This is a genomic window from Streptococcus sp. SM3, from assembly GCF_027497875.1.
Genome location: NZ_JAJNSA010000181.1, coordinates 1 through 2569, shown reverse-complemented (window position 1 = coordinate 2569; position 2569 = coordinate 1). Strand labels below are relative to the sequence as shown.

The 2569-nt window shown below is 35.4% G+C and carries 2 protein-coding genes and 1 pseudogene; all 3 read right to left on the bottom strand.

The window, feature by feature from the left end; genetic code table 11:
- Positions 1–310: 310 nt before the first annotated feature.
- Positions 311–1186, bottom strand: coding sequence for a DUF4299 family protein (locus tag PAN06_RS13835; protein WP_269796616.1), 876 nt, complete (start codon positions 1184–1186; stop codon positions 311–313).
- A 26-nt stretch (positions 1187–1212) separates the two neighbouring features.
- The gene (locus tag PAN06_RS13830; protein WP_136937685.1) at positions 1213–1644 is read right to left on the bottom strand and encodes a hypothetical protein; all 432 of its coding nucleotides are present in this window, start codon (positions 1642–1644) and stop codon (positions 1213–1215) included.
- Positions 1641–2569, bottom strand: a pseudogene (locus PAN06_RS13825) (hypothetical protein); the annotation flags it as partial. The pseudogene PAN06_RS13825 and the gene PAN06_RS13830, both read right to left, overlap by 4 nt.

The following is a 2569-nucleotide window of genomic DNA, read 5'->3' as shown; positions in this document are numbered from 1 at the left end:
GCCTAAAAAAGCTTCTTCCTCTTTTCCTTCTTCCATCACACTACGATAAAAATTAACAAAAGATTCATATTCTTTAGGCTCTGGTATTTCAAATTTTTTCATTTATTTACTCCATTGATTTATTCTACCTATTTCTGGGTATTTACTTGCACTATTGTTGAATGATGGTATTAAAACTTTGTCTTATTATAGCATAAAATAAATACAGAAAAAATAAAATGGGGAACTTAAGGAAAAAGAAAACCACCTGAAAAAAATATCAGATGGTAAACTTTTCAATCTTGAACAAACTAATAAGTTTCTTAGAATGTTATTTTTGTGATAACTTCTGCAACATTTCAGGAGAAATTGGGTCCACAAGCACATACTTGGCATCTAGCATGTAAATTCCCTCAGTCAACGACTCTAAGAATTCCCGATAAGGAACTTCGGCTAGTTTTTCGCCATCGGCTGTCATGATAAACAGTCGTGCAACTGCAACCTTACTTCCTCGATACTCTTGTAAATATTGAGGCTCTAGCTCTGGTTGAGCCGGTAAGATTGTTCGTCCTTCACTATTTAGATAATTGATAGGGATAATGATGTTCTCTCCATTTTGCTCTACTTTAAAAACTTGTTGCTCAGAGTAATAAGCATTTAGCTGTTGGGTAAAGCGCAAACGCTGGTCATAACTATTTAAGAGTTGATCATCCGGCACATGGATAATCTGCCCTAGGTAGAGTTCATTGATGTAAATAGGACGTTTTACTCCCATAATTTCCACGATGGGATGAACTTTTACTTCCTTGGTCAATTCTGAAAGAGCTGATAAGAAAATATCCGTGAAATGAAAATCAAGAATGGAATCTTTATCATAGTCCACGCCATCATGTTCACACACTCTTACATCTAAGAAAACCAGCAATGTTTTCAAGAACATCAAGGCCCCAGTCCAGTCAGAGGCAGTCGCCAAATCTGGAACAGATACCTGATAGGCTTGACCATCAAAGGATAGACGGAATCCTAGACTAGACTTCTCTTTGACCCCAAACTGAACAGAATGGAAATCCGAAATAAGAGAGTCCGCAGATGGCTTTAATCCTGCATCCTTAGCGGAAACGCTGTAACATTCAAAAAGTTCTGCTTGAAGCACCTCACCAATTCTTAGTGATTGGTTGCTTTTTATTGTAAAATTAACTGATTTCATCATAAACTACTTTCTTTCTATCTTAACTATATAGGGAGATTTTTTCTAGTTCGAATTAGAGAAAACTTTTCTGCCTCGATTGGTAAAGAACAGTAATACAAATGTCCATACCTACTTTCAACTAAATTCTCCTCCTTCCATAATCCATTTCTATTTAAAAATTCTATATCGTCGGAAACAATCGTTACCCATGAATTGGGTTTATCTAAATTATCATCACTTCGTTGAAAAATATCCCATTTTTGTTCATTAAACCAAATATAATCTATAATTTTATATTTTTTTTCAACCTGTTTATCTGTCAAATATTTTCTATATTGTTTCAACTCTGAATCAAATAATTTATAACCATTATTCTCTGATAAAGGATCATAGGAAATCAAATAATATCCTGTACTATCACAATCAAAGTATTGATGTTCAATTCCATCAACCACTATGTATAATTTATCCATCATCCCTCCACGTAATACATTTTACCATTTTTCACAACTCCTACTAATACTTCCTCTCCTCCAACATTCAGATACATTTTTGACCCATCAGTTAGTTTGACTGAAGGAAATTTGGTGTCTGGCTTAACTATTTTATACTCCGGAATCAAATATTCATCAGACTTAATGAATCCATTACCCGATGCTGGATCAGCCTCTAGTTTTGTACCATCTCTATTACCTATCGGAATATCTATATAATCAGTGTCGTGTGTTCGAAATTCAATTCTGACAAATGCATCTGTTTTTAGTTTCAAATTACCATTCTGATCACGTACTGCAACCCTATTGCCATTTGCATCAATCATAGTTTCAACAAATGGAGAATTTTCATAATCAAGGCGCAAGCCATTCACTGCATCTTCAATGGTTTTAATATCAACCACATCTCCTCTTTTTGATATGAATCCACCAACACCCCATCCTTTAGAACCAAAATAATTATCTGCATCTTTAACAGGAATAATCTTCTGTAAAACAGTTTGTTCCGTTGGATTTGGTATTGATTTACGAATATCAATCATCATATCATACTCATATTGAGACATTTCAGTGATACGTGTATTCCTTAGCCTATTAAACTCATCCCAAGAAACACCATACTCTTTTAATTTTTGGTCAATGATTTCTCGAGTTGTTGATTGACTTGGTGATGGATTCGCTGTTCCCTTCACCTTCGGAAGTTCCCGACTAACTAATGGGGATTTGTTTAAGCCTAGTTGGAATTTCTCCTTCGCCAGATATTGGTCAAAGTTACTGGATTCCCTCGCAAGTTTACTTTCTTCCAGATTCTTCAGAATCTGTTCGCGGTTATACTTCGGTGCTTCGACATCGTGCACCCCCTTCACCTTCGGAAGTTCCCGACTAACTAATGGGGATTTGTTTAAGC

Bases quoted from the DNA above. Each gene is read 5' to 3' on its own strand.
- PAN06_RS13835 (WP_269796616.1), bottom strand. From the start codon at position 1,186: ATGAAATCAGTTAATTTTACAATAAAAAGCAACCAATCACTAAGAATT.
- PAN06_RS13830 (WP_136937685.1), bottom strand. From the start codon at position 1,644: ATGATGGATAAATTATACATAGTGGTTGATGGAATTGAACATCAATAC.